Origin of the sequence: Sphingobium lignivorans (genome assembly GCF_014203955.1) — a bacterium.
GTDB lineage: Bacteria > Pseudomonadota > Alphaproteobacteria > Sphingomonadales > Sphingomonadaceae > Sphingobium > Sphingobium lignivorans.
Genome location: NZ_JACHKA010000001.1, coordinates 2,132,046 through 2,151,728, shown reverse-complemented (window position 1 = coordinate 2,151,728; position 19,683 = coordinate 2,132,046). Strand labels below are relative to the sequence as shown.

The 19,683-nt window shown below is 64.8% G+C and carries 18 protein-coding genes and 1 tRNA gene; 10 read left to right on the top strand and 9 right to left on the bottom strand.

Translation table 11 applies throughout. The features are described 5' to 3' along the window. Positions 1–19 precede the first annotated feature (19 nt). Genes HNP60_RS09940 through HNP60_RS09915 form a run of 6 tightly spaced genes read right to left on the bottom strand, consistent with a single transcriptional unit; the run spans position 20 to position 4,743 of the window. Positions 20–1,243 (bottom strand): dihydroorotase, encoded by a 1,224-nt coding sequence (locus HNP60_RS09940; protein WP_184153152.1) that lies wholly within the window; start codon positions 1,241–1,243, stop codon positions 20–22. Continuing rightward, complete coding sequence (locus HNP60_RS09935; protein ID WP_184153148.1) at positions 1,234–2,220, bottom strand: aspartate carbamoyltransferase catalytic subunit; 987 nt, start codon at positions 2,218–2,220, stop codon at positions 1,234–1,236. The genes HNP60_RS09940 and HNP60_RS09935 overlap by 10 nt, the downstream gene beginning before the upstream one ends. 34 nt (positions 2,221–2,254) lie before the next feature. Further along, entirely contained in the window at positions 2,255–2,527 is a 273-nt protein-coding gene (locus HNP60_RS09930) for a DUF1294 domain-containing protein (RefSeq protein ID WP_184153146.1), read from the bottom strand. A 7-nt stretch (positions 2,528–2,534) separates the two neighbouring features. Beyond that, the gene (locus HNP60_RS09925) at positions 2,535–3,116 is read right to left on the bottom strand and encodes a hypothetical protein (RefSeq protein ID WP_184153141.1); all 582 of its coding nucleotides are present in this window, start codon (positions 3,114–3,116) and stop codon (positions 2,535–2,537) included. 44 nt (positions 3,117–3,160) lie between these two features. Further along, the gene (gene ruvX, locus HNP60_RS09920) at positions 3,161–3,637 is read right to left on the bottom strand and encodes a Holliday junction resolvase RuvX (protein WP_184048775.1); all 477 of its coding nucleotides are present in this window, start codon (positions 3,635–3,637) and stop codon (positions 3,161–3,163) included. Further along, entirely contained in the window at positions 3,619–4,743 is a 1,125-nt protein-coding gene (locus HNP60_RS09915) for a DUF3089 domain-containing protein (protein WP_184153138.1), read from the bottom strand. Before HNP60_RS09915 ends, ruvX begins: the two co-directional genes overlap by 19 nt. Positions 4,744–4,897: 154 nt before the next feature. Between HNP60_RS09915 and HNP60_RS09910 the strand changes: the two genes are divergently transcribed. Genes HNP60_RS09910 through gatA form a run of 3 tightly spaced genes read left to right on the top strand, consistent with a single transcriptional unit; the run spans position 4,898 to position 8,497 of the window. Next, on the top strand, positions 4,898–6,697 hold the full coding sequence (locus tag HNP60_RS09910; protein WP_184153135.1) for an ABC transporter permease family protein: 1,800 nt from the start codon (positions 4,898–4,900) through the stop codon (positions 6,695–6,697). 31 nt (positions 6,698–6,728) lie between these two features. Next, complete coding sequence (gene gatC / locus HNP60_RS09905) at positions 6,729–7,016, top strand: Asp-tRNA(Asn)/Glu-tRNA(Gln) amidotransferase subunit GatC (RefSeq protein WP_014076378.1); 288 nt, start codon at positions 6,729–6,731, stop codon at positions 7,014–7,016. Further along, complete coding sequence (gatA, locus tag HNP60_RS09900) at positions 7,016–8,497, top strand: Asp-tRNA(Asn)/Glu-tRNA(Gln) amidotransferase subunit GatA (protein WP_184153132.1); 1,482 nt, start codon at positions 7,016–7,018, stop codon at positions 8,495–8,497. The genes gatC and gatA overlap by 1 nt, the downstream gene beginning before the upstream one ends. Positions 8,498–8,517: 20 nt before the next feature. On the opposite strand, the gene HNP60_RS09895 is transcribed toward gatA, so the two are convergent. Next, on the bottom strand, positions 8,518–11,052 hold the full coding sequence (locus HNP60_RS09895) for an AMP-binding protein (protein ID WP_184153129.1): 2,535 nt from the start codon (positions 11,050–11,052) through the stop codon (positions 8,518–8,520). Between the two features lie 124 nt (positions 11,053–11,176). Here HNP60_RS09895 and gatB point away from each other — a divergent pair, with 124 nt between their 5' ends. Further along, positions 11,177–12,676 carry an Asp-tRNA(Asn)/Glu-tRNA(Gln) amidotransferase subunit GatB gene (gene gatB, locus HNP60_RS09890; RefSeq protein ID WP_184153126.1) on the top strand — a complete coding sequence of 500 codons (1,500 nt, stop codon included), beginning with the start codon at positions 11,177–11,179 and terminating at the stop codon, positions 12,674–12,676. A 6-nt stretch (positions 12,677–12,682) separates the two neighbouring features. On the opposite strand, the gene HNP60_RS09885 is transcribed toward gatB, so the two are convergent. Beyond that, complete coding sequence (locus HNP60_RS09885; RefSeq protein WP_014076374.1) at positions 12,683–12,874, bottom strand: hypothetical protein; 192 nt, start codon at positions 12,872–12,874, stop codon at positions 12,683–12,685. Between the two features lie 126 nt (positions 12,875–13,000). Between HNP60_RS09885 and HNP60_RS09880 the strand changes: the two genes are divergently transcribed. The 6 genes from HNP60_RS09880 to HNP60_RS09855 all read left to right on the top strand — a co-directional run bounded on the left by HNP60_RS09880 (position 13,001) and on the right by HNP60_RS09855 (position 18,419). Beyond that, positions 13,001–13,085: transfer RNA gene (locus tag HNP60_RS09880), tRNA-Leu, on the top strand. A gap of 72 nt (positions 13,086–13,157) precedes the next feature. Next, positions 13,158–14,756: a trigger factor gene (gene tig / locus HNP60_RS09875; protein WP_184153123.1), complete on the top strand. Its 1,599-nt coding sequence runs from the start codon at positions 13,158–13,160 to the stop codon at positions 14,754–14,756. 11 nt (positions 14,757–14,767) lie between these two features. Further along, positions 14,768–15,730, top strand: coding sequence for a glycosyltransferase family 2 protein (locus HNP60_RS09870; protein ID WP_184153120.1), 963 nt, complete (start codon positions 14,768–14,770; stop codon positions 15,728–15,730). A 104-nt stretch (positions 15,731–15,834) separates the two neighbouring features. After that, positions 15,835–16,470, top strand: coding sequence for an ATP-dependent Clp endopeptidase proteolytic subunit ClpP (clpP, locus tag HNP60_RS09865; RefSeq protein WP_014076371.1), 636 nt, complete (start codon positions 15,835–15,837; stop codon positions 16,468–16,470). Positions 16,471–16,812: 342 nt separating this feature from the next. Beyond that, positions 16,813–18,081, top strand: coding sequence for an ATP-dependent Clp protease ATP-binding subunit ClpX (clpX, locus tag HNP60_RS09860; protein WP_184153117.1), 1,269 nt, complete (start codon positions 16,813–16,815; stop codon positions 18,079–18,081). Then, the gene (locus HNP60_RS09855; protein ID WP_184153114.1) at positions 18,081–18,419 is read left to right on the top strand and encodes a DUF4919 domain-containing protein; all 339 of its coding nucleotides are present in this window, start codon (positions 18,081–18,083) and stop codon (positions 18,417–18,419) included. The genes clpX and HNP60_RS09855 overlap by 1 nt, the downstream gene beginning before the upstream one ends. On the opposite strand, the gene HNP60_RS09850 is transcribed toward HNP60_RS09855, so the two are convergent. Then, positions 18,387–19,634, bottom strand: coding sequence for a glycosyltransferase family 4 protein (locus HNP60_RS09850; protein WP_184153111.1), 1,248 nt, complete (start codon positions 19,632–19,634; stop codon positions 18,387–18,389). The genes HNP60_RS09855 and HNP60_RS09850 overlap by 33 nt on opposite strands. Between the last annotated feature and the right edge of the window lie 49 nt (positions 19,635–19,683).

The window sequence follows — 19,683 nt, the reverse complement described above, 5'->3', positions numbered from 1 at the left end:
TGGAGCCCGGACCGGCGAGTCAGCGGATCTCGCCGCCCTTCAGGATCATCCTTGCCCGGCCCTGCACGGGGAGCCTGTCGAAGGGCGTGTTGCCGGCGGCGGCCGCCATCTTGCCTGAATCGACGATCCATGGCGTGTCCGGATCGATGAGGATGATGTCCGCCGGGGCGCCCGGCGCGAGCCGACCCGCATCGAGGCCGAGCAGGCGCGCCGGGTTGGTCGCCAGCAGCGTCATCATGCGCGCTTCGCTGATCTTGCCTTCGCGCACGAGGTTGAGGGAGAGGGGGAGCAGGGTTTCCGCCCCCGCCACGCCCGGCGCCGCATCCGCGAAGGGAAGGCGCTTGTCTTCCGGCCCGCGCGGATCATGGCCGGAACAAAGAATGTCGATCGTCCCGTCCGCGACGGCGGCGATCGCGGCAAGGCGCTCGCTCTCGTCGCGCAAGGGCGGGGACATGCGCGCGAAGGTGCGGAAATCGCTCACCGCCTGATCGTTGAGGAAAAGGTAGGACGGCGTGATGCCGCAAGTGACCGGCAGGCCTTCCGCCTTGGCCGCCCGCACCAGATCGAACCCGGCCGCCGTGGTGACGATGCGGATGTGCACGCGTGCGCCGGTCTCCCGGGCGAGCGCGATGTCGCGCGTGATGGCGATCGCTTCGGCGCAGGCCGGAGCGCTGGCGAGGCCGAGCCGGGAGGCCGTCTCGCCGTCGGTCGCCACCGCGTTCGCCGTCAGGCCGCCGTCTTCGGCATGCGTGATGACCGTGAGGTCCAGCGCGGCGGCGTAGCGCAGCACGCGCAGCATGACGCCCGAATCCGCGATCCAGCTCCGGCCGGTCGCGATGGCCCGTGCGCCCGCGGCCTTCATCAGGCCCATTTCGGCGAGTTCGCGTCCTTCCAGCCCCCGCGTCGCGGCACCGAGCGGATGAACCCAGAAATCGGGCTTGCCCGCGCGCGCGGCATGCTGAACGAGCCCGGGGTCATCCAGCACGGGCGACTGGTCCGGCATCAGCGCCGCGCGGGTGATGCCGGAGAAATGAAAGGCCGGCTTGTCCGTGCGGAACACGCCGATATCGATGATGCCGGGCGCCACGATCATGCCGCGCGCATCGATGATTCGGGCGTCGGCCGGCACGTCGGACGCGCCGACCGCCTCGATCCTGTCGTCCCGGATGATGACGGCGCCGGACGACAGCGCGGAGGCGGCAGGATCGCAGATCCGGCCATTGACGATCGCGGTCAGGCCCATCCCGGCACTCCTCTCGCGCTGCGCGTCAGGACGTCGAGACAGGCCATGCGCACGGCCACGCCCATTTCCACCTGCTCGGTGATGGCGGAATGCGCACCGTCCGCAACGCCGCTGGTGATCTCTACGCCCCGGTTCATCGGGCCGGGATGCATGACGAGCACATCGGGCTTGGCGCGTTTCAGTCGCTCGGGCGTGAGACCGTAAAGCATGTGGAACTCGCGGGACGAGGGAATGAAGCCGCCATCCATCCGCTCGTTCTGGACGCGCAGGGCCATGGCCACGTCCGCGCCTTCAAGGGCGGCGTCGAAATCGGTGAAGGGCGTCACCCGGTAGCGCTCGATCGCCGGCGGCATCAGCGTGGGCGGCGCGCAGATGCGCACCTGCGCGCCCAGCGCGGTCAGGCAGAGCATGTTCGAGCGTGCGACCCGGCTGTGCAGGATGTCGCCGCAGATCGTGACGATCAGTCCCTCGAAGCTGCCCTTGTGCCGACGAATGGTCAGCGCGTCGAGCAGCGCCTGCGTCGGATGCTCGTGCCGTCCGTCCCCGGCATTGAGCACCGGGCAGTCCACTTTGTCCGCAATGAGTTGCACGGCGCCGGAACTCATGTGGCGGATCACCATGACGCCGGCGCGCATGGAGTTCAGCGTCACGGCGGTGTCGATCAGGGTTTCGCCCTTCTTCACGCTGGACTGGGCGGCATGCATGTTCACCACGTCGGCGCCGAGCCGCTTGCCCGCCACCTCGAAGGAAAGCAGCGTGCGCGTGCTGGCCTCGAAGAAGGCGTTCATCTGCGTGAGCCCGGCAAGCCGGCCGTCATGCTTGCGCGTATCCGCCCGATTGAGCGCTGCCCAATGCTCGGCTTCGTCAAGCAGGAAGCGGATTTCATGGGGCGCCAGGCTGGCGATTCCCAGGAGATGCCGGTGCGGGAAACTGGCCCGCCCGACAAGGCCGGTGGAGGGGGAGGGTGACACTGTCATCGAAGCCCCCCGATAGAGAGGGGAAAGGCCGGACTCAAGGGCGCATGTCGATCAGCATGAGGATGATCGCCTGCGCCACGGCGATCATGAAGAAGGCGGCCGAGAAGCTGGTCTTGCGAGTCTTGTGGCGAAACAGCCGCATCCCCGCCCAGCCGCCGATCGTGCCGCCCAGCGCGACGAGCAGCAGCAGGTCACGCTCGGGCACCCGCCGCATCCCGGCAACCGCCCGCGCCTTGTCGAAGCGGAAGGCAGCGAGCGTCACGAGATTGATGGCGGCGATGTAGAGCCAGAGAGCGGTGGTGGGCATGGGAAATTCAAGCCGGGCGATAGAGGAGGTCAACCAGCTTGAGCACGCTGTTGCTGACGTGGAGCCGTTCGCGGCCCTCGTGAATTTTCCGGACGATATGGTCAAGGTCCCAGATGTCCAGATGCTCGGTGAGCATCTGCTGAAAAGGCGGGTGGCAGCTCCACAGTCGCTTCTCACCCGTGTAACTGCGGACGGCCATCACGTGCATGAAGCTTCTCTCGCCTGTCCAGCGGTAGATACAGTCCTTGAATGCGATCGCCCAGTCGGGCTGGCACAGCTCCCGAAAACCTGTCTCGGGGACGCAGCCGGCGACTGGCGCTCTCGTCCTACCACTGATCCGTTCGGCATCGGCCGGCAATCGCAGGCCTTCCCTGCTGCCTTTGCAGTTTATAGCCAGGACGCGCTGCGGCCCCTTCTTTCTTGGTGCGAACCCGATCAGGTCGATATCGCTCGCCGTAAGCTGGGGATTATCCTGCCCGGCAAGGCTTTTGGCATTGCCATGCAGACGATAAGCCGCGTTCTCGAATGTGAGATAGCCCTGCGCATTGAGAGCGGCGCGCACCAGTTCCTCGAAATGATTGACTGCCATTCCGTGTGCACTCCCGCTTGCCCGCGGGCGATAGCAGGTACAGCCTAAGCGTAGCTTAACCCGTCGATGGCGCCCTGCAGGATCAGCGCGGCGGCATGGGCGTCGATCTTCTCCGCGCGGCGTGCACGGCTCATGTCCTGCGCGATCATGGCGCGCTCGGCTGCGACGGTGGACCAGCGCTCGTCCCACAAGAGGACGGGCAGGCCCAGAACCGCGATGTTGCGGGCGAAGGCACGCGCTGCCTGGCTGCGGGGGCTTTCGCTGCCGTCCATGTTGAGGGGCAGCCCAATGACGAGCCCCTTGACCGACTGCTGCGCCACGAATGCGGCCAGCACGGCCTTGTCCGCCGTGAACTTGCCGCGCTTGTGGGTGTGCGCCGGGCTGGCAATGCTCCAGCCCGCATCGCACAGGGCGAGGCCGATGGTCTGGGTACCCAGATCAAGCCCCAGCAAGCGCCCGCCATCCGGCAGCGCGGCAAGGAAAGCCGCCTTGTCTGTCGTGATCAGCGCGTCGCTTGCCATGCCGCCAGTCGCCGCATCGCATCCGCGCGGACATTCGCCCAGAAGAGCTGATAATCATAGACGTGGTAATTGTTGCCCGGCAGCACGAAGCTGCCCATCTTCGGCGCGCTGTCGAGGATCAGGAAGCCGCGCCCCTCGCACCGCGCGCCCACGCTGCCCGGCGGCATCAGCTGGGTGGTGGCGGCATTGCCGTCGCCCATGAGGGATCCGAGATTGGCGTCGGCCGGTGCATCCGGAGCGGCGCCGCCGTTCAGCGGGTTGGTGCACAACATGGCCGAGCCCTTGCGCGAGACGCCGTCGAATCCGCGCTCCCGATCGAACACGGCCTCGACTCCCGAAAGGTCCGCCGGCTGGGCGAAGCTCTGCCAGCTCAGCATGCAGCCGGTTCGTTCAGGCCCATCGCAGCCGGGAAGTCCCAGCGCGGGCAAGTCATGCTCAACGGAGACCGGCCAGCCGACCACATAGGCCGCCACGAGCCGCGCGCGCAGTGCTGCGTCCCCGCGATGATCGTTCAGCAACCGCAGCAGGTAGCGGCTGCCCTGGCTGTGGCCGGCGAGAATGACCGGCCCATCCGGATTGTCAGCCAGGAAAGCCGCGAAGGCCGCCCGGACGTCCACATAAGCGCGCTCCATGGCGAGGGTCGCATCGGCCTTCTCCGTGAGGAAGGCACCGAACACGGCCTGTCGGTAGCGTGGCACCCAGACCTCGCCCGAGGGCGCGAAGGCGCTGGCCTGCAGGCGCACGAAGCGCTCCGCCTGTGCCGAGGAGACAGGATCGTTGACCGGCGTGTTCCAGCGCGTCGTCTCGAACGAACTCGTCGGGTGAACGAAGAAGACCGCTGCTTTCACGACATCGGGCGCGGCAGGGGGCGTCTTGAGCGTCGCGGGCTGCCAGCGGGCCGGATCGTCGCGCCGGTTGCCCGGACGGCTGATCCAGCCTTCCGCCCGGTCATAGAAGCCTGGCGGGAGAGGTGCGGGCTCGACGAAGCCGCCGCGCGGCACCATGGCGCTCTGCATCAGCTTCGGGCCGAAGAAGGAGAAGGCTATCATCGCGGCGATCGCCAGGGCGGTGAGGAACGCGACGACATACAGGAACTTGCGGGCCAAGCGGGCACGACTCCGTCATTGGGAATGTGCTGGTCATGCCTGCACCCGCGCTATGAGGCAAGCGAGCGCCGATTGTGTTGCTGCGCGAACCTGTTAGGCCTCTCTCGCGCGGACGCGCCGTGCAGATGGCATGAGCGGAAGGAGAGGGGCGCAGATGGCTGAGGATGCATCGACCCCGGACAAGGGATGGCCCTTGCGAACCTGGGTGCTGGCGGCGCTCGGCGCGCTCCTGGCCCTTGCGATCCAGCAGATCGACACGCGCCTGGGCAGTGATCCGGCCTGGCGGGACCGGCTGGCGCCCGGGCTCGGCTTCCTGCTGGGCGTGGGCGGTGTGGCCTTCGGGCTGATCTGGGAGCGAGGGCGGCTTGCCTTCGCCGTTTCCGCCGCTCTGGTTGCGGGTGTGATCGCCGCCGGAACATTCCTGTGGAGCGGCATGCCCGGTGAGGCGCGCCTCGGCCCCGACTGGTATCTTACGTGCGGACTGCTGGCATCGGCCTTAACGCTCGTTCTGTTCCAGGCGATGCAGGACGGGGAAGGAGCGACTGTCCCGTCCCGCTCGTTCGCGGGGCTGCGCGAGCGGCTGGGCGTGCTCCGCTATCCGGCAGTGCACGGCCATCTGTGGTCCAACGCACTGCTTCTGGGGGCCGGCGCGCTGTTCGCGGCACTGGTGCTCGGCATCGCCCATCTGCTGGCGGAGATGTTCTGGCTGGTGAGGCTTGGTTTCCTGCGTGACCTGCTACGCGAATCGGCTTTCACTGCCGCGCTGGTCGGCGCAGGGTTCGGGGCGGCGCTGGGCCTGTTGCGCGATCGCGGGCCGATCATCGCCGCGCTGCGGCGGGTCACGATGCTGGTCCTGCGGGTGCTTGCGCCCGTACTGGCGGTGGGCATCTTCCTGTTCCTCGGCGCGCTGCCGTTCACTGGCCTCGCGCCACTCTGGGAGACGGGCGGCACGACTCCGATCATGCTGACGGGAGCGATGCTGGCCCTGTTCCTTGTGAATGCTGTGGTCGGCGATGCGCCCGAGGACGAATCGCGGTCCGTCGTGCTCAGTGCCAGCGCCGCTGCACTCGGGCTTTTCCTTCTGCCGATGGTCGGCATCGCGGCCTTCTCTTCGGGCCTGCGCATTCACCAGCACGGCCTCAGCCCCGATCGGCTGTGGGCGCTCACCTTCATTATCGTGGCGAGCGTGGCTGCCATTGCCTATGCTGTCGCGATCCTGGGTGCGCGCGGATGGTTCGGGCGGCTGCGGCGCACCAACCTGCATCTCGTTTTCCTGCTCGCCGGACTCGGCCTACTGCTCTCCACGCCCTTGCTGAGTTTCGACCGGATCGCGACCAGTCACCAGCTTGCCCGCCTCGCGAACGGGCGCGTCTCTCCCGCGGATTTCGATTACCGGGCGCTCTGGTTCCGGTTCGGGCAGCCGGGACGGGCCGCTATCGAAAAGCTGGCTACGGGATCCTCCGACGAGACCGTCCGCAACCTCGCCGGCGAAACACGCAAGCTGACCGACCCATGGCAAGACGGGCCCGCCGAACGTGCGGTGCGGGCAGGCCATGCCCTTGACGAGCGGCTGACCATTCTCCCCGCTCCGGTGCCACTCGACGAACGGCTGCGCGCAAGGCTGGTGCGGTTCGATGCTTGTGGCGACGTCGGCGACTGCCTGCTGCATCATGTGCCGGGCGAGGACTTCGCGGTTGTGGTCGCTTATCCCGCCCGGTCGTGCGCGGGATGCACGCCATCGGTACGCCTCATCTGGACCGTGAACGGTGTCTGGTCGGATGCGAGCCAGTATCTGGCCGAAGGCGATGTCGCGCAGGCCATGGCGGCGCGCATCCGCACCGGCGATGTCGTCATTCGTCCCGTCGTGCGACGGCAGCTCTTCATCGGCGGCGAGGCGGTGGGCGAAACGCTGCCGATGGCGGGCAATGTGCCCGGCAAGCCTGATGCGCCTTGATGACCGCCGGGCGCAGTGCTAGCGCGCCGGCATGAGCGTTGACCTGACAACCGTGAAGAAGATCGCCAGCCTGGCGCGGCTCGCCGTGAGCGAGGACGAAGCCGAGGCGCTGGTGCCCGAACTCAATGGCATCCTCCACTGGGTGGAGCAGCTGGGGGAAGTGGACGTGACGGGCGTCGAGCCGATGACGGCCGTCATTCCCAACACGCTGCGCCTGCGCGACGATGTCGTGAGCGATGGCAATGTGCGCGACAAGGTGCTGGCCAACGCGCCGCAGGCCGAGCACGGCTTCTTCGCCGTACCCAAGGTGATCGAATAATGGCGGACCTTACCGATCTCACCGTCGCGGAAATCCGTGACGGCTTCCGTGCCGGCACTTTCTCCGCGCGCGAGGTTGCCGAGGCGTTCAATGCGAATGTCGCTGCTGCCAAGGCCCTGAACGCCTTCATCGTCGAGACACCGGATCATGTGCTCGCCGCTGCCGATAAGGCGGACAGCGATCGCGCGGCAGGCACGCTGAAGCCGCTCTCGGGCGTTCCCATCGGCATGAAGGACCTGTTCTGTACGCAGGGTGTGCAGACCACGGCTGCCAGTCATATGCTGGAAGGCTTCCAGCCGACTTATGAATCGGCGGTCTCGCAGAAGCTGTGGGATGCGGGCGCGGGCATGCTCGGCAAGCTCAATCTCGATCAGTTCGCCATGGGCTCGTCCAACGAGACGAGCTATTTCGGCAATGTGATCTCACCCTGGCGGCGGGGCGGCGGCGACAATGCGCCGCTGGCTCCCGGCGGCTCCTCGGGTGGCAGCTCGGCTGCGGTTTCCGCGCGGCTTTGCCCGGCGGCGACCGGCACGGACACCGGCGGATCGATCCGTCAGCCTGCGGCCTTCACCGGCATTTCCGGCATCAAGCCCACTTATGGTCGCTGCTCGCGCTGGGGCATCATCGCCTTTGCCAGCTCGCTCGATCAGGCCGGTCCGATGGCCCGCACGGTCCGCGATTGCGCTATCATGCTGGAGAACATGGCCGGCTTCGATGCGCGCGACGCGACATCGCTCGATTTGCCTGTGCCCCAGTGGGAAGCGGGATTGTCCGGCGATCTGAACGGCAAGAGGGTCGGTATCCCGAAGGAGTATCGGGTCGAAGGCCTTGATGCCGATGTCGCGCGGGTGTGGGACGATGGCATCGCCTGGCTCAAGGACGCTGGCGCGGAGATCGTCGAGGTCTCCCTTCCGCACAGCAAATATGCCTTGCCGGCCTACTACATCATTGCGCCGGCGGAAGCCTCCTCCAACCTCGCGCGCTACGATGGCGTGCGCTACGGTCTGCGCGAACTGCCCGATGGCGCGAACCTGCAGGAGATGTACGCCGCGACCCGCGCCGCCGGCTTCGGCCCGGAAGTGAAGCGCCGCATCATCATCGGCACCTATGTGCTCTCGGCAGGCTTCTACGATGCTTATTATACGCAGGCCCAGAAGGTGCGGGCGCTGATCGCACGCGATTTCGCGCAGGCGTTCGAGCGCTGCGATGTCATCCTCGCCCCGACCGCACCGAGCGCCGCTTTCGCGCTGGGCGACAAGACGGCCGATCCGCTGTCGATGTACCTCAACGACGTGTTCGCGGTGCCGGCATCGCTGGCAGGGCTGCCCGGCATGTCCGTGCCCGGCGGCCTCAGCAAGGATGGGTTGCCGCTTGGCCTCCAGATCATCGGCCCGGCTTTCGACGAGCAGGCGGTCCTGAACGCGGGGCTCGCGCTGGAAGAGCGCGCCGGCTTCGTCGCGCGGCCGGACAAGTGGTGGTGATAACCGGCTAAAGAGGACGTTTAGGAAGGACGCATCCGAGGGCCGCGCCTTTCGCTTAGAATGCGGCGCACGCGCAACGCGACCCAGTCGTAGGCTAGATAGGCCGCGACGCCGAGCAGGACACCGCTGCCTATTCGGATGATATCGATCGGCCAGTCGGCGGTCATGCTGTTTACCGGCGCTCGTCCATGCATCATGTAAATGAACAGGCTTGCCGAACCGATGAGCGTCAGTACCGGCAGCAGCAGACGCGGTACTGGAATGCGGCGGTTCCAAAGCAGGAAGATTGCGCCAAGTCCCACACTCACCATGCGCGAGCGATCATCGCCATAGATAGCCACCGCCATGATGCAGGCCAGCGCAAGAGCGGTCAGTCGCGCGCGCGGAGTTTCTATGAATTGCGCGGCAAGGCCGAGCGCGAATAGCCAGAAGACATAGGTCATTTCTTCGCCATGGTTGGACAGCACATCCATCAGGAAGAAGCGATGGACCAGGCCGATCATGGCGGCAAAGACCAGTAAGGCCAGCGTTGCGGATGAGGGGCGCTGCCGGAGCAGGTTGCGGACAGAAGGAATGAGCGAAAGGGCGATCACGAGCAATATCGCCTGGAAAAGGGCCTGGACGAACCATGTCTCGAATGGTTTCGGACCGCGTTGCGGAACGAAGTTGTTGAAGAGGAGGATGTCCGGCAGGTTTAAACCGCCCCGCGTGGCCTGATAGCCGATGAGAATTAGCCAATAGGGGATGAGTACGCTCAGCAGAAAGCTGCGCAGGACCTTGCCGGGCCGGCCAGCAGCAAGATCACCATAGCCGAACTTGCCGAAACTCTGCCCCGCCGCAATCATCAGCAGCGCCGCGCCGCCACTCAGCGCATCGATCCCGGCATGCGAGCACACCACCATGATGGGCGCCGCGGCGCGCACGAAGACATTCGGCTCGACGGTAACGATCGTCTCCGGCTGCAGGCCGGGCTGCGCAAGTGTCGCGAGTTGCGCGACGGTGAGCATCTGCCAGTCTTGGGGAAGCGGCCCGAGCAACGCTTCGAGGCCCAGCACGAAATTGATATAGGTGAGCGAGTCCCCCTCGAGACTCAGGAAGCTGTCGTCGTCGGCGATCGTCCGGGTGGGGAAGGAGCGGCGGAAGACAGCGCGGACTGCATCTAGCGGGTCGCTCTGCGCCCCGGCTTCCGAAGCAGATGCAGAACGCTTAGCCGCTTGCGTTAATGTGCGATAATCCACCTTGCCCGAAGCGAGACGCGGCAACCGTTCATATGGGCAGTGAACGATCTGGGCTTCGGGCAGGCGATAGCGCTCCGCGATCCTGCTGATGAGGCGGTTGTCGGGCATGGGGTGTTCGCTGGCGAGGACAAGAAGCTCATCCGTGCCAGTGGCGGCGATGGGATAGCCGAATCTGGCCGCCTCACGCTCGATTTCGTCGAGCGAGAGCCGCAGGCCGAACATCTTGATGAAGCGGTTCTTGCGTCCTGTGATGCGGAAGATGCCCGGCTCCACCTCCTCGGCGAGATCGCCAGTGCGCAGGCTTTCCAGTTCCTGTCCGCGCGCCAGATCCCCAGCTTCCTCGCCATAGCCCATCATGACGTTGGGGCCAGAATAGACCAGCTCCCCCGCGCCTCCGGTTGGTGTGCCGGTATCGGGATCGACGAGGTCGAAACGACCTCCGGGAATTGCTTGCCCGATGCATCCGGCAAGTTCCGGCAAGCGTTCGGGAGGCAGCCATGCCATGCGCGCGGTAGCTTCGGTCTGGCCATACATCACCAATAGGCGGGCCCCGTGAGCACGCGCTAGGGCAGCGACGCGCTCCACCCGATCTGTCGGCATGCGCCCACCGGCCTGGGTCATCGTGCGGATGGAAGCAGGCAGCGCGTTCAGGAAGCCCGAGCGCTCCAGTAATTCGTACGTATAGGGTACTCCGGCGAAACTGGTGGCACTATGCCGGTCGACAAGATCGCGGAAGGACGCCTCGATCACAGAGGCATCGTTAAGAACGAGCGTCGCGCCCGCAGCCAAGTGCGAATTGAGTACGGAAAGCCCGTAGGAATAGCTGGGAGGCAATGTGGTTATGGCTCGCTCGTCCGGGCTCAGTCCCAGATAATCTCCGATCGAACGGGCATTGGCATCGACTGCGCGGGCCGAAAGGCGGACAAGCTTGGTGCTGCCGGTCGTGCCGGACGTGGAAAGAAGCACGGCGAGATCGGGATGCAGGTCGGTAGTCGGCCCGTTCACTTCGGTGGCCACAAATCCGTCCTTCGCGCGCCAGCGCATGGCGGGCCGGAAGACCTCCACGATCCGGGTGGCTGCGGCTTCATCGCCTTCACTGACGATGAGGACCGGCCATCCTGCGCGCAGGGCAGCAATATAGGCGATGATGGCATCACTTCGATTAGCCATCTCCAGCAGCAGGAGATGTCGGCCCGTCCACCCCTCCATCATCGAATCGGCGGCTTCAATGATCTCCCGATAAGACCATTCCCGCCCATTAGAATCGATTAACGCCGTGCGATCGCCGAACAGGTCGAGCTGGTCCCAGAAATGCATGCGGCCTGATTTCCCCCCGGGGGCTGCGTCACCTCCGGGCATCCTCTAACACCGGAGAGGACGATTGCAATTGCGTGGGAGAGAGGCCATTCGGGGCCGCGCAAGATCGAGGGATGAAACGGACGTGAGCAAGGACTATCGCATTCAGGGCGCTACCGGGGAATGGGAGGTCGTCATCGGCCTTGAAGTTCATGCCCAGGTGGTCAGTCAGGCGAAGCTCTTTTCGGGCGCGGCGACGGCTTTCGGTGCGGAGCCGAACACGCAGGTCAGCCTCGTGGACGCCGCGATGCCCGGCATGCTTCCCGTGCCGAACCGCGAGTGCATCCGGCAGGCGGTGCGCACGGGCCTGGCGCTTGATGCGCAGATCAACCGCTGGTCCCGCTTCGACCGGAAGAACTATTTCTACGCGGACCTCCCGCAGGGCTACCAGATCAGCCAGCTCTATCACCCGCTGGTGGGCGAGGGGAAGCTGACCATCGAGGCGGACGAGAAAGCCGGTATCCCGGCCGACAAGGATATCGGCATCGAGCGCATCCATGTCGAGCAGGACGCGGGCAAGCTGATGCACGACCAGCACCCGACGCGCTCCTATGTCGATCTCAATCGCTCGGGCGTCGCACTGATGGAAATCGTTTCGCGGCCGGACATGCGCTCGCCCGCCGAGGCCGGCGCTTATCTGCGCAAATTGCGCGCTATCCTGCGCTATGTCGGCTCGTGCGACGGCAACATGGAGGAAGGCTCAATGCGGGCCGACGTGAACGTCTCCGTGCGCAAGCCTGGCGATGAATTCGGCACGCGTACGGAGACCAAGAACGTCAATTCGGTGCGTTTCGTCATGCAGGCGATCGAATATGAGGCGCAGCGCCAGGTCGATGTGCTGGAGGGCGGCGGACGAATCGTGCAGGAGACGCGGCTGTTCAATCCGGACAGCGGCACGACGCGGTCCATGCGCTCGAAGGAAGATGCCCACGATTATCGCTATTTCCCGGATCCGGACCTGCTGCCGCTGGAACTGGACGAAGCGTTTGTGGAGGATTGCCGTCACTCGCTGCCCGAGCTGCCGGACGCCAAGCGCAAGCGTTATGTCGAAGGCCTGGGGCTATCGGATTATAACGCGCAGGTGCTGACGGCGGAGGCGGAAACGGCCCGCTGGTTCGAGGCGCTGCTGGCCGAGAGCGCGCGCATCCAGAAGAAAAGTGAGGGCGAGGTGGCGCGCGCGAGCGCGAACTGGCTGCTCTCCGAACTCTATGGCGCCCTCAACCGGCTCGGCAAGACGCTTGAGGAAAGCCCGGTGAACCCGGAACGGGGCGCCGAGCTGCTGGCTCTCGTCGCGGATGGAACGATTTCGGGCAGTATCGCCAAGCAGGTCTTCGAGATCATGCTTGAAACCGGTGATGCGCCCGCAAGAATCGTCGAGGATAAAGGCCTCAAGCAGACGAGCGATACCGGTGCGATCGAAGCGGTAGTGGCGAAAATCCTTGCCGAGAATGCCGACAAAGTCGAGCAGTACAAGGGCGGCAAGGAAGCGCTCTTCGGCTTTTTCGTCGGGCAGACGATGAAGGCCATGCAAGGCAAGGCCAATCCCCAGGTGGTGAACGAGCTGCTGAGGAAAGCGCTGGGCTGACGCTCCTCAGTCTGGCGGGGCCGGAATGCCGGGCAGTTCGTCGGGGCCCTGTCCGGGCTCGTCCACATTCGGTGTATCAGGCACGATCTCGGGCGGCTCCCTGAAGGGCTGCTCGGGAATCGGCTCCATCGGCGGGGCCTCCGGCGGGGACTGGGGATTGATCGTGTCGGGCGGCGGGATTTCCGGCTGGCTGGCCATTTTTGATGTCCTTTCCTGATGGTTCAGAACGGATCGCTTTTCCGAACGTTCCTGCGGCTTGAGAGGTAGCAAGCGGGATTGCCCTTTTCGAGGCTTTGGACTATGGCCCGCCGACCGGCGACCAATGCGGGCGTGGCGAAACTGGTAGACGCGCCAGATTTAGGTTCTGGTATCGCAAGATGTGGGGGTTCGAGTCCCTTCGCCCGCACCAGTTGTGTGGCCTCTCGCCCCGTTCTGGTCCCACGAGATTCTTAGCTGAGCTTGGAAAGCGTTGAGTAGAGATATGCAGATTGTCGAGACATTGAATGAGGGCCTCAAGCGCGCCTACACGCTGACCGTGACGGCGGGGGATATCGATGCCCGCGTCGAGGAAGAGGTGAAGTCGATTGCGCCGCAGGTGCGCATGCCCGGCTTCCGCCCCGGTAAGGTTCCGGCGAACCTGGTCCGCAAGATGCATGGGGCCGCGCTCGCTCGCGAAGCGCTGGAAAAGTCGATCCGCGACGGTGTCGACAAGGTGATTGCCGACAACAAGCTGCGTCCCGCGATGCAGCCTTCGGTCGAGCTGAGCGACGATTATGAGGTCGGCAAGGATGCCGAGATCAAGGTCGCGCTGGAAGTGCTGCCGGCCGTGCCCACGCCGCAGATCGAAGGGCTGAAGCTCGAACGCCTCATTGTCGAGGTGAGCGACGAGCAGGTGGACGAGGCGCTGAACCGCTTCGCTTCGCAGAGCCAGCGCTTCGAAGATGCGCCGGAAGGCCATGAAGCGAAGGATGGCGATCAGGTCGTCATGGATTTCGTCGGCAAGGTCGACGGTGTCGCATTCGAAGGCGGCACAGGCTCCGGCATGGCGGTCGTCATCGGTTCGGGCAATCTGATCCCGGGCTTCGAGGACCAGCTGGTCGGCGTGAAGACCGGCGAGGAAAAGTCGATCGAGGTCACTTTCCCGGCGGACTATCAGGCCAAGAATCTCGCCGGCAAGGCCGCGACGTTCGATCTGGTCATCACCGCCGTGAAGCTGCCGAGCGAGAAGGCGCCGGACGACGAGTTCGCCAAGCAGCTTGGTCTCGACAGCATCGACAAGCTCAAGGAGCTGCTCAAGGGCCAGATCGAGCAGGAGCATAACGGCCTCACGCGCACCTATATGAAGCGCCGCCTGCTGGATCAGCTGGCTGCAGGCCATGATTTCGAAGTGCCTCCGGGCATGGTCGAGGCCGAGTTCAACCAGATCTGGGCTCAGCTCGAGCATGAAGCGAGCCATGAGGAAGACCCGGCTGCCGCGCTCGCCGAAATGGAGAAGGACAAGGACGACTATCGCGCGATCGCCGAGCGGCGCGTGCGCCTTGGCCTGCTGCTGTCCGAAATCGGCCAGGCGAATGGTGTCGAGATCACCCAGGCCGAAATGAACCGTCTGATCGGGCAGGCCGCGCAGCAATATTCGCCGCAGGACCGCGAGCGGTTCGTGCAGTATATCCAGAACGAGCCCATGGCCGCCGCGCAGCTTCGCGCGCCGCTCTATGAGGACAAGGTCGTGGATTTCCTGTTCAGCAAGGCTGAGATCAGCGAGCGCGCCGTCGCCCGTGAGGATCTGGAAGCAGCGATCGAGAGCGAGGACACGGATTTCCACGTCCATGGCCCCGATTGCGGACATGATCACGATCGTGACCACAAGCCCGCCAAGAAGGCTGCGGCGAAGAAGCCGGCCGCGAAGAAGGGCGAAGCCGAGGACGCCGCTGCCGAGGCACCGGCTGAAGCAACCAAGGCTCCGGTAAAGAAGGCCGCGCCCAAGAAGGCTGCTGCAGCGGAGAAGGCCGCGGATGCGGATGAAAAGCCCGCATCCAAGAAGGCTGCGCCGAAGAAGAAGGCCGCCAAGGCCGAAGGCTGACGCATACACTCATGGTCGACGCGCATCTTTCCGGAGAGCCTGCCTTGCCGGAAACGTTGCGCGTCGCCGTGCTGCTGCCCTGCTACAATGAGGCCACGGCGATCGGCCACACCGTGGAGCAGTTCGCCCGGGCGCTCCCGGGAGCAGCGATCTACGTCTTCGACAACAACAGCTCGGACGAGAGCATCGCCGTCGCGCAGGCGGCGGGGGCGATCGTCCGGCGCGTGCGCCAGCAGGGCAAGGGCCATGTGGTGCGCCGCATGTTCGCCGACGTCGATGCTGACATCTATGTCATGGCCGACGGCGACGCGACTTATGAGGCAGCCGCGGCGCCCGTGCTGATCGCGGCGATGATCGAGGACAATCTCGACATGATGGTCGGCGCTCGCCGATCCGAAGTGGAAGAGGCCTATCGGCTCGGCCATCGTCTCGGCAACCGTTTGCTCACCGGCCTGCTGCGCCAGCTCTTCGGCCGGAGCTTCACGGATATCCTTTCAGGCTATCGGGTGTTTTCGCGGCGCTTCGTGAAGAGCTTCCCCGTGCTCTCGGCAGGGTTCGAGATCGAGACGGAAATGTCCGTCCACGCACTTGAGCTGCGCATGCCGGTGGGCGAGGTGGTGACCGCTTATGCGGCCCGGCCGGAAGGCTCGCAATCCAAGCTCAGCACCTTCCGCGATGGCTGGCGGATCCTGCGCACGATGATCCAGCTTTACCGCGTCGAGCGACCGCTGTGGTTCTTCGGGCTGATCGGGCTGATCTTCGCCGTGCTGGGAGTCGTGCTCGGCATTCCGGTGGTGCTGACCTATCTCGAGACCGGGCTGGTCCCGCGTTTTCCCACCGTGATCGCCATCGTCGGCCTTGGCATCGTGGCAGGCCTCAATCTGATGACCGGCCTCATTCTGGATACGGTGACGCGCGGCCGGCAGGAAATGAAGCGGCTCGCCTATCTCGCTCACCCCGCGCCGCGCCTCTGACGACCGGCAGCACCGATCGCTCTGCGTCGATCGGTTAAAGCCCTTGAAGGCTTCGGTAAGACGTCCGATGTAGGCACCGCAACGGCCAATCAAGAAAGAACATCATGACCGACACTCCCTTTGATCCGCTCGGCGCGCTGGTGCCAATCGTCATCGAACAATCGAATCGCGGCGAGCGCAGCTTTGACATCTATTCGCGCTTGCTGCGGGAGCGGATCATCTTCGTGACCGGCCAGGTGGAAGACCATATGGCGTCGCTCATCGTCGCCCAGCTCCTGTTCCTCGAGTCGGAAAATCCGAAGAAGGACATCTGGATGTACATCAACTCGCCGGGTGGCGTGGTGACCAGCGGCATGGCGATCCATGATACCATGCAGTATATTCGCCCCAAGGTGGGGACCGTGTGCATCGGGCAGGCCGCATCGATGGGCAGCTTCCTGCTGGCGGCCGGCGAGCCAGGCATGCGTTTCGCCCTTTCCAATGCGCGAATCATGATTCACCAGCCCTCGGGCGGCGCGCAGGGCATGGCATCCGACATCGAGATCCAGGCCAAGGAAATCCTGCGCATTCGTCGTCGCCTGAATGATCTCTACGTCAAATATACCGGTCAGCCGCTCGACAAGATCGAAGCCGCGATGGATCGCGATACCTTCCTGGAAGCTGACGAAGCCAAGGCGTTCGGGCTGGTGGACCAGGTCTATGACAAGCGGCCTGTCGGTTCTGACGAACCCGCGACCTGAGCAAGTGGATGGCGTGGGCGCGCCTCATCCATGATGCTCGCTCACGCGCCGCGCTGTTTCATCGGCGCGTTCTATCCGGGCAAGCTGCTGTCATCGGACATGGATTGCGGCGAACGGAAGGGATCAGCGCTGCCGGGTTGCATCATCATATTGTAATATGACTGAGTCGCGCCCATCTGGCATGGCAAGCCAAAGTTCACGGCGAGCAACGGCAAATTTACGCTAATCGGCGATATTATCGACACTTGTGATGTGGCAGGATCCCGGTTTAGGATGGCCCTGGGGCCAGATAGTCCGGCGCGGGCAATGTGGGCTTGCCCGCCGGGCCAAGGAAGGCATTGAATGACCAAGCTGACAGGATCGGATTCGAAGAGCACGCTGTACTGCTCCTTCTGCGGCAAATCGCAGCACGAGGTGCGCAAGCTGATCGCGGGACCGACCGTTTTCATCTGTGACGAATGCGTCGAGCTGTGCAACGACATCATCCGCGAGGAGACCAAGGGCGGTCTCGTCGGCCGGAAGGAAGGTGGTGTGCCCACGCCGCAGGCGATCTGCGACGTGCTCAATGATTATGTGATCGGGCAGAAGCGCGCCAAGCGCGTGCTCTCCGTCGCGGTCCACAATCACTACAAGCGGCTTGAGCATGGCGGCAAGGCGGGCGACGTCGAGCTGGCCAAGTCCAACATCCTGCTGATCGGCCCCACCGGCTGCGGCAAGACGCTGCTGGCACAGACGCTCGCCAAGACCTTCGACGTCCCGTTCACCATGGCCGACGCGACCACGCTGACCGAGGCGGGCTATGTCGGCGAGGATGTCGAGAACATCATCCTCAAACTGTTGCAGGCCAGCGACTATAATGTCGAGAAGGCCCAGCGCGGCATCGTCTATATCGACGAGATCGACAAGATCAGCCGTAAGGCCGAGAATCCCTCGATCACGCGCGACGTGTCGGGCGAAGGCGTGCAGCAGGCACTGCTCAAGCTGATGGAAGGCACGACCGCTTCCGTGCCGCCGCAGGGCGGACGCAAGCATCCGCAGCAGGAATTCCTGCAGGTGGACACGACGAACATCCTGTTCATCTGCGGCGGCGCCTTTGCTGGGCTGGAGAAGATCATCGGCGATCGTCTGGAAGGCAAATCCATTGGCTTCGGCGCCCATGTCGCCGCTCCCGAGGAGCGTCGCACGGGCGAGTTGCTCAAGCAGAGCGAACCGGAAGATCTGCTCAAGTTCGGCTTGATCCCCGAGTTCGTTGGCCGTCTGCCGGTCATCGCGACGCTGGAGGATCTGGACATTGCCGCGCTCGTGCAGATCCTGACCGAGCCGAAGAATGCGCTGGTGAAGCAGTATGGCAAGCTCTTCGAACTGGAGGATGTGGACCTTACCTTCACCGATGACGCGCTGACCGCGATTGCCCAGCGCGCCATCGAGCGCAAGACCGGTGCGCGTGGCCTGCGGTCGATCATCGAAGCTATCCTGCTCGACACGATGTTCGACTTGCCGACCATGGAAGGCGTGACGGAAGTGGTGGTGGACAAGGACGTGGTGGAGGGCCGCAAGGACCCCGTGCGGGTGTTTACCGAAGCCAAGCGCAAGGCCGGCGACGCGGCCTGATGGGCCGACCATCGGCGAGGCTGGTTTCGGCCGCGCTCGTCGTCTCGCTCATCGCGCTGCCTGCGACCAACGCAGGCGCGCGGAGCGAGGAGCGTATTGCGAAGCTGATCGCCTCGACCGACGGTGCCTCCCAGGAGACCGCTTACAAGGTCCGCTCCGTGAGCGAGGAATATGCGGTTCTGAAAGCGCTTCACCTCGAAGCGCGAAGCCAGTCCTTGATGACGCCAAAGCGCGGCAAGGCCTATGACGTGATCGAGGCTGTCGATCCGGCGACCGGTGAGACGCGGTCGATCTGGTTCGACATTTCAGCCTTTTTCGGCCGGGGTTTCGGGCTCTGACCTTACGCCGCCCACGGCGGCACGAAACATGTCCAGCAACGTCCGGGCCTGCTTGTGCAGGTCGTGACGATCCTCCACGCGGCGGCGCCCCTGGGCGCCGAGCGTAGCACGCTCTTGCGACGTCGCACGCATGACACCGCGCAGGGCCTGAGCGATGGCATCTTCGTCCCCGGGCGCGAAGATCCAGCCGCAGCCACTGTCCACCAGCTCGGGAATCCCCGCGACGGTGGTCGTCAGTACCGGGCGCCCGATGGCGAGCGCCTCCATGATGCCGATCGGCAAACCCTCCGCATAGCTCGGCAGCAGCATCGCCCTCCCGGCGAGAAGCTGTTCGCGGACATAGCCCCCCGTGCCCCAGCCATGGAGAATGACATGATCGTGCACACCATGTTCGGCGATCGCCGTGCGTACTGCCGCCTCTTCTTCATCGCTCCCGCCGCCGATCAATTCCACGACGAGATCGGGGAACTCTCCGATCACCTGTGCGACGGCGGGCGGGATGTGGACCTGCCCCTTGTTGGCGCAAAGCCGACCGATGCAGATCACGCGGCTGCTTGCTGGCGGCGCGGGATCATAGGGGAAATCCGCCAGATCGATGCCGCAATGGACGATGCGGATATTCTCGACGGCATCCGGCGCTTCCTGCGCGATCCGGTCCCGGCAATAGCGGGTAATCGCCACGATGAAGGCTGCTTCGCGCGCTTTCTCGCGGATGGAGAGGCGCGCCGGCTCGCCGGGCACGAGCTCATCCGGTCCGTGAACCGTGAAGCTGTAGCCCGGCCCGCCCAGGCGGTGCGCGAGGAGCGCCACCGTCGCTGCATTGGTCGAGAAATGGGCATGCACATGGTCGATGCCGAGCGCGCGGGCACGGCGGGCGAAAGCCATGGCCTCGATCAGATAAGCGCAATGCGCCACGAACTCGCGCCCGGCATTGCGCCATATCCGCCACCAGAGCGGCAAGGCCCTGAGGGTGCGCAGGGGGTGGGCGAGCAAGGTGAGCGCCACGTCCCGTGCGAGGGCGGCGTTGCTTCCGGTCAGGATATAATGAGTCCGCTCGCGCTCCGCGATGTCCTGCGGATCGACCAGCTCGCCATCCCAATGCCGCATGGCGAAGCGCTCGACGGGCTGGTCGAGCGCCTCGATGGCCGCGATCTCACGCCGGATGAACGTCGTGCTGATGAGCGGATAGGTGTTGAGGAGATAAGCGAGCTTCATGGATGGGGCCGGTCATGGGGCGGGGGAGGCGGGCCTGTCAACGCGGCTA

Excerpts from the sequence above, each read along its gene's own strand:
- HNP60_RS09935 (WP_184153148.1), bottom strand. The coding sequence starts at position 2,220 with ATGACAGTGTCACCCTCCCCCTCCACCGGCCTTGTCGGGCGGGCCAGT.
- HNP60_RS09925 (WP_184153141.1), bottom strand. The coding sequence starts at position 3,116 with ATGGCAGTCAATCATTTCGAGGAACTGGTGCGCGCCGCTCTCAATGCG.
- tig (WP_184153123.1), top strand. The coding sequence starts at position 13,158 with ATGCAGATTGTCGAGACATTGAATGAGGGCCTCAAGCGCGCCTACACG.
- HNP60_RS09940 (WP_184153152.1), bottom strand. The coding sequence starts at position 1,243 with ATGGGCCTGACCGCGATCGTCAATGGCCGGATCTGCGATCCTGCCGCC.
- ruvX (WP_184048775.1), bottom strand. The coding sequence starts at position 3,637 with ATGGCAAGCGACGCGCTGATCACGACAGACAAGGCGGCTTTCCTTGCC.
- HNP60_RS09895 (WP_184153129.1), bottom strand. The coding sequence starts at position 11,052 with ATGCATTTCTGGGACCAGCTCGACCTGTTCGGCGATCGCACGGCGTTA.
- HNP60_RS09850 (WP_184153111.1), bottom strand. The coding sequence starts at position 19,634 with ATGAAGCTCGCTTATCTCCTCAACACCTATCCGCTCATCAGCACGACG.
- clpP (WP_014076371.1), top strand. The coding sequence starts at position 15,835 with ATGACCGACACTCCCTTTGATCCGCTCGGCGCGCTGGTGCCAATCGTC.
- gatA (WP_184153132.1), top strand. The coding sequence starts at position 7,016 with ATGGCGGACCTTACCGATCTCACCGTCGCGGAAATCCGTGACGGCTTC.
- HNP60_RS09855 (WP_184153114.1), top strand. The coding sequence starts at position 18,081 with ATGGGCCGACCATCGGCGAGGCTGGTTTCGGCCGCGCTCGTCGTCTCG.
- HNP60_RS09910 (WP_184153135.1), top strand. The coding sequence starts at position 4,898 with ATGGCTGAGGATGCATCGACCCCGGACAAGGGATGGCCCTTGCGAACC.
- HNP60_RS09885 (WP_014076374.1), bottom strand. The coding sequence starts at position 12,874 with ATGGCCAGCCAGCCGGAAATCCCGCCGCCCGACACGATCAATCCCCAG.
- HNP60_RS09870 (WP_184153120.1), top strand. The coding sequence starts at position 14,768 with ATGGTCGACGCGCATCTTTCCGGAGAGCCTGCCTTGCCGGAAACGTTG.
- gatC (WP_014076378.1), top strand. The coding sequence starts at position 6,729 with ATGAGCGTTGACCTGACAACCGTGAAGAAGATCGCCAGCCTGGCGCGG.
- clpX (WP_184153117.1), top strand. The coding sequence starts at position 16,813 with ATGACCAAGCTGACAGGATCGGATTCGAAGAGCACGCTGTACTGCTCC.
- HNP60_RS09930 (WP_184153146.1), bottom strand. The coding sequence starts at position 2,527 with ATGCCCACCACCGCTCTCTGGCTCTACATCGCCGCCATCAATCTCGTG.